The organism is Avibacterium endocarditidis (assembly GCF_002921145.1).
Classification (GTDB): Bacteria; Pseudomonadota; Gammaproteobacteria; order Enterobacterales; family Pasteurellaceae; genus Avibacterium; species Avibacterium endocarditidis.
The window spans coordinates 1-5,957 of record NZ_PQVI01000019.1 but is presented as its reverse complement, the minus strand read 5'-3'; the positions used below and the strand labels follow the sequence as shown (position 1 = coordinate 5,957).

Genomic DNA, 5,957 nt, shown 5'->3' with positions numbered 1-5,957 from the left:
TGCGGTGTAAAATTTGTGTATTTTTGAAAGGCATTGGAGTACCCCAATGCTTTTTTCATTCTATCCTTGATGCCTTATGCTTATTAAGCGCCTGTTTCTATTCCACAGAAAAATTTGTGATTTTTCTACCGCACTCTTAGGATAAGGGCTGTGTGTAATCGTTCTTTCTGTTTTTATATAACGTCTTGTATAGAAAATAAAAGTGCGGTGTAAAATTTGTGAATTTTTCTGTGAGATCGCAATCCTTGATCAATTTTATTTTGTATTTTGCGTATTGTGTTTTGTGATTTAGCGGATAGGAAAAATTCGATGAAATAAAAAAGCGCTGAGTTTCTCAGCGCCTTTATATTCTAAACGATGTCTTAGTAATTAAAGTACATCAACGCAATTTAAATCTTGGAAAGATTTTTCTAAGCGTTTAGACATTGATTCTTCAGATTTGCGTAACCAAACACGTGGATCGTAGTATTTTTTGTTTGGCGCGTCTTCGCCTTCTGGGTTACCAAGCTGACCTTGAAGATAAGCTTCGTTGGCTTTATAGAAGTTTAAGATACCTTCCCAAGCTGCCCATTGTGTATCTGTATCGATGTTCATTTTTACTGCGCCATAGCTGATTGCTTCACGGATTTCTTCAGTTGATGAGCCTGAACCGCCGTGGAAAACGAAATCTAATGATTTCGGTGGAAGACCACGTTCTTTAGAAACGAATTCTTGTGATGCACCTAAGATTGACGGTTTTAATTTTACGTTACCAGGTTTGTAAACACCGTGTACGTTACCAAATGCCGCAGCAATGGTGAAACGTGGGCTTACTGGGTTTAATTGATCGTAAACGTAAAGTACGTCTTCAGGTTGAGTATATAAACGAGATTCATCAACATTAGAGTTATCTACGCCGTCTTCTTCCCCACCTGTGATACCGATTTCAATTTCAAGGGTCATACCCATTTTGCTCATACGCGCAAGGTATTCACGGCAGATCGCCATATTTTCTTCCATTGGCTCTTCAGAAAGATCGATCATATGTGATGAGAAAAGTGGTTTACCTGTTTCTGCGAAATGTTTTTCACCCGCTTCTAATAAGCCGTCAATCCAAGGTAATAATTTTTTCGCCGCGTGGTCAGTGTGAAGAATCACTGGCACACCGTATTCAGCAGCCAATTCGTGAACGTGTTTTGCCCCTGCAATTGCACCTAATACGTCAGGACGTGCACCACTTGCTGGTTTAATGCCTTTACCCGCATAGAATTGTGCACCACCGTTAGAGAACTGGATAATCACAGGCGCTTTAACGCGTGCTGCGGTTTCTAATACGGCATTCACAGAGTCTGTCCCCACGCAGTTTACCGCTGGGATTGCGAAATTGTGTTCTTTTGCATAGTTGAAAACTTTTTGTACATCATCGCCAGTTAATACGCCCGGTTTTACAATGTCTAATAATTTTGCCATTTTTCTGTTTCCTATTTAGTGAATAGTGGTTTTTAATATGAAAAGGGCGTACTGCATTCGCCATGCCCTAAAATCAATGAATTAGTTTTTTGCACGTTTCTCTAAAATTTCAACGGCAGGTAAGACTTTACCTTCTACAAATTCTAAGAACGCACCGCCACCAGTTGAAATGTAAGAAATTTTATCTTTGATGCCGAAAAGATCGATCGCTGCAAGAGTATCACCGCCGCCTGCGATAGAGAATGCACCGTTTTGAGTTGCTTCTACAATGGCATCTGCCACGACTTTTGTACCATTACGGAAGTTAGGGAATTCAAACACGCCCACTGGCCCATTCCAAAGAATAGTTTTTGCACTTCTAATAATTTTCGCTAATTCTTCTGCGGATTTTTCGCCAATATCAAAAATGGATTCATCGGCTTTCACATCATCAACAGACTTTTCAATCGCTGGTGCAGTTTCAGAGAACTCTAAACCTACGCGAACATCTGTTGGCACTGGGATTTGTGTGGCTTTTGCTAAGCGTTGTGCTTCAGGGATTAAATCCGCTTCGTATAAAGATTTACCCACATCTTTGCCTTCTGCTGCGATGAAAGTATTTGCGATACCGCCGCCAACAATCAGTTGATCCGCCACTTTAGAGAGGGAATCTAACACGGTTAATTTGGTTGATACTTTTGAACCACCCACAATAGCTAACATTGGACGTTGTGGCTCTTTTAAGGCTTTGCCTAAGGCATCTAATTTCCGCCGCTAATAATGGGCCAGCACAAGCGATTGGCGCAAATTCTGCTACGCCATAGGTTGAAGCTTGCGCACGGTGTGCTGTACCAAAAGCGTCCATCACAAAGACATCGCAAAGTGCGGCGTATTTTTACCTAATTCTGGATCGTTTTCTTTTCACCTTTGTTGATACGCACGTTTTCAAGTACCACGATTTCGCCATCGTTCACTTCTACGCCGTCTAAATAATCACGGGCTAAACGCACATTAAAGCCTGCGTCTTTTAAGTAATCAACCACAGGTTGGAGGGAATCTTCAGGTTTGAATTCGCCTTCGGTTGGACGACCTAAGTGAGAAGTAACCATCACTTTCGCGCCTTTTTCAAGGGCGAGTTTTAAGGTTGGAATGGTTGCTTGAATACGTGCATCAGACGTTACTTTGCCGTCTTTTACTGGCACATTCAGGTCGGCACGAATAAATACGCGTTTACCTGCTAAATCTAGGTCGGTCATTTTAATTACTGACATAATTTACCCTCTATATAGTTTAAAAAATAAATAATCACTGCGTGGCATTATACCTAGTTATCGCCAGCTTGTAACTGCTTTAGATCAAATTATCTGCGGGATTTTTTCGCTTTTAAATTAATTCCATTAAGTTATTTCAAGCCAGACTTAGAACCTTATATTAGCGAGGACAATCCATCACTTGCCACTGCAAATCATAACAAATAAATAATTCATTATGGCTTGCCCGCAAATACGCCCCTTTTAATTGTGGATTGTGCTTTTTCAGCCACGCAAACAATTCTTTACGCGACATATTTTGATCGGGCAGCGTTAAAGTGCGGTATAAATTTTGCTGTTTTTCAAAATAAGCATTAGCATTATTGAAAGCACAAGCCCCGTGCTTTTCCCATTCGCCTTGTAACAAATTGGCACTCGGGCTATCGGCTAAATATTTTTTGATAATTGCGGGATCAACCATCGGTAAATCGCCACGACAAAAACGCGGGTGCTCGCTCACCGAATGGGCATTGGCATTTTGCGGCCATAAGCCGTGGATCACCCAGCCATATTGTTGAGTGCCACATTGGCTCATTAAAGATTGCGGCAAATTGCCGTTGTAACGCTCTTTTTGCGCTTGGCAAAATCCCGGCGACCAAGACAACGCCAGCATATAATAATCCACGGGTGCGCTTTTATTTTGCCCAATGGCGTCATCGCGCATAATGTAATCATAATTCTCGCCAAGTGATGCTTGTGTATTTTGTTGCTTTGGTGTCTTTGCTTGATTTTGCTGAGATTGCGCCGTGGGTTCAGGTTGGTGTGTTTTTTCGCTAGGCTGAAAATAATTCCAAATCAATGCAATACCTGCAATGATTAATGTGCCTAAAAAAGAAAGTCCTTTGTTGTTTTTCTTGCTCATTTTGTTTTGCCTATTTAATTTTCCTTGCCGATTCTTTATAATCTCGCCCTTTCAATAATTTTACGGGGAAATTATGGCACTTTTAATTACAGATAAATGCACAAATTGCGATATGTGCTTGCCAGAATGCCCGAATGATGCCATTTCCGTGGGCGATGACATTTATGTGATCGATCCCAATCTTTGTACGGAATGTGTGGGGCATTATGATACCCCAACTTGCCAAAAAGTTTGCCCGATCACCAACTGCATTAAGCCCGATCCCGAGCATCAAGAAAGCGAAGCCCAATTGTGGGAGCGCTTTGTGTTAATTCATCATTCTGATCAGTTATAGCGATTTAAAGGGTTTTCTCCGCCCATTTTGCCAATAACACGCCCGTTGCCACCGCAACATTCAAGCCAGCTTTCAGCGGATTGGCAAGGGATAAATTCACTACTTCATCGTGATTTTTTGCCAAATTTTCACCCGCACTTTCGCTTAAAACAAAGACCACTTTATCGCTCAATTTCAGCTGAGCGAACGGTTTCGCTTGCTTGCTTTGGCTTAAATGCACGATTTGATAGCCTTTTTCACGCAATTTTTCTAACGCCTGTTCACTGCTATCGACAAGCAAAGTATGCACATATTCCGCACCACCTTCTGCCACACGCATTGCTGCGGCAGAATTTAACAAATCTGCTTCGCTTAACACTAAACCTTTCACGCCATAGACCGCACAAGTTCGCACGATTCCGCCAATATTATGTGCGTTATGCACATTATCGAGTAAGATCAACGCATCTTTTTCACGTGGAATATCTAAATAACCGCTCAATGTAAAATGACGCGGCTTTTTCACCAACATACAAATGCCGTTGTGATGTTCCGTGCCGCTCACAAGTGTAAGCTCTTTGCTATCGACAACGTGATAGACTTTTTTATTCGCCGCCAAATAGCTAAATAACTCGCCCACACGGTGCGCCATTTCCACAGTTGTCCACACGCGAACAATGTTTTCAGGACGCTCAGCAAATAGTGCAAGGCACGTATTTTCACCATACACCTTCATTTCTTCTGCGCGATTTTTCTTAATCTTTTCTGGCGCGCGAGGGGAAAGTGGGCCGGTTTTTTTCTGCTTTTCTTTCACACCGGTGCTTTTTATCACCACTTTCACATTGGCTGTACCGCGCGCATTTCCCATTGTTAATTCTGTGCGTTGTTGCACTTTTTCAGCGGATTTTGTGGGTGTTCTTTCACGCGAGAAAGTGCGTTTGTCGTCCTTTTTGCCACGGGAAGAATGAGGGGAAAAGTGCGGTGCTTTTTTATCTTGTTTTTCGCCAGAATAGCGTTCATTGAAGCGTTTGCTGGAATCTGCTTGCTGGAAAGTCGGTTTTTTTGCGTTCATTTTATGTTGCCAAATTGTGATGAATGTGAGAAAAGTGGGTAAAAAAGCACCGCACTTTATGGGAAAATGTGACCATTATAACGAAAAATATCTTTTTCCAAGCCAAGAAGTAAATATTGTAAACTACAAGGCTGAAAAAAATGGATTATCAAAATTAGAGTAAAAAATTATGTTGATAAATAAAACGAAAAGGGCAGAAGAAAATTTGCAAGCTTTGCCGAGTTTGGCACTACAATCCTCGCAAATTGACTTTCTTCACCACCCTGCGGAATTTAAGCAACAAATTATCCAGCTTATTCGTGAAGCAAAAACACGCATTTATATCACCGCACTTTATTGGCAAAATGATGACGCGGGGCAAGAAATTTTAAATGAAGTGTTTTCCGCTAAAAGCCGTAATCCCGAGCTTGAAGTGAAAATTTTTGTCGATTGGCATCGTGCGCAGCGTAATTTGCTTGGCGCAGAAAAATCTGCCACCAACGCAGATTGGTACTGCGAACAACGTGCCATTCATCAATATGGTGAACACGCCCATTTGTTTTTCGGTGTGCCAGTGAACACGCGCGAAGTGTTTGGCGTGTTGCATATTAAAGGCTTTATTTTTGATGATACCTTGTTATATAGCGGGGCGAGCATTAATAATGTGTATTTGCAGCAAAATGAAAAATACCGCTACGACCGTTATCATAAAATCACCCATTCCGCCCTTGCGGATTCAATGGTGAGGTTCCTGCAACAGTATCTCCTGAGCAATCAAGCGGTGCTACCATTGGATAATTCTAAACGCCCAAGAACCAAAGAAATTCGCCAGCATATTCGTGCTTTCCGTAAAGGCTTGGCAGCAGATGGGCAGTATAAGTTTGTCAACGAAGAAAATTCTGGCTTAAAAATCACCCCACTTTTTGGCTTAGGCGGTGGTGCAAACCTGCTTAACCGTACGATTGAAGATCTTTTCCAGATCGTGCAAGAAAA

6 protein-coding genes and 1 pseudogene are annotated in these 5,957 nt (G+C 41.8%); 3 read left to right on the top strand and 4 right to left on the bottom strand.

Annotated features, from left to right (window positions below):
* Positions 1–369: 369 nt before the first annotated feature.
* The 3 genes and pseudogenes from fbaA to C3Z13_RS02250 all read right to left on the bottom strand — a co-directional run bounded on the left by fbaA (position 370) and on the right by C3Z13_RS02250 (position 3,600).
* Entirely contained in the window at positions 370–1,449 is a 1,080-nt protein-coding gene (fbaA, locus tag C3Z13_RS02260; RefSeq protein ID WP_103854871.1) for a class II fructose-bisphosphate aldolase, read from the bottom strand.
* Positions 1,450–1,530: 81 nt separating this feature from the next.
* Positions 1,531–2,699: pseudogene (locus C3Z13_RS02255) on the bottom strand (phosphoglycerate kinase).
* A 160-nt stretch (positions 2,700–2,859) separates the two neighbouring features.
* A complete protein-coding gene (locus C3Z13_RS02250) occupies positions 2,860–3,600 on the bottom strand; it encodes a ribonuclease T2 family protein (RefSeq protein WP_103854870.1) in 741 nt (246 codons plus the stop codon).
* Between the two features lie 73 nt (positions 3,601–3,673).
* Here C3Z13_RS02250 and C3Z13_RS02245 point away from each other — a divergent pair, with 73 nt between their 5' ends.
* A complete protein-coding gene (locus tag C3Z13_RS02245; RefSeq protein ID WP_017806339.1) occupies positions 3,674–3,934 on the top strand; it encodes a YfhL family 4Fe-4S dicluster ferredoxin in 261 nt (86 codons plus the stop codon).
* 4 nt (positions 3,935–3,938) lie between these two features.
* Here the strand turns inward: C3Z13_RS02245 and C3Z13_RS02240 are convergent, their stop codons facing one another.
* Positions 3,939–4,985, bottom strand: a complete 1,047-nt coding sequence (locus tag C3Z13_RS02240) for a TrmH family RNA methyltransferase (protein WP_103854869.1) — start codon at positions 4,983–4,985, stop codon at positions 3,939–3,941.
* A 34-nt stretch (positions 4,986–5,019) separates the two neighbouring features.
* Here C3Z13_RS02240 and C3Z13_RS12595 point away from each other — a divergent pair, with 34 nt between their 5' ends.
* Together C3Z13_RS12595 and pssA are read left to right on the top strand one after the other, a co-directional pair.
* Positions 5,020–5,148 (top strand): hypothetical protein, encoded by a 129-nt coding sequence (locus C3Z13_RS12595; RefSeq protein WP_281258758.1) that lies wholly within the window; start codon positions 5,020–5,022, stop codon positions 5,146–5,148.
* A 6-nt stretch (positions 5,149–5,154) separates the two neighbouring features.
* Positions 5,155–5,957, top strand: an 803-nt coding sequence (gene pssA, locus C3Z13_RS02235; RefSeq protein WP_103854868.1) for a CDP-diacylglycerol--serine O-phosphatidyltransferase, incomplete at its 3' end; no start/stop codon positions are given.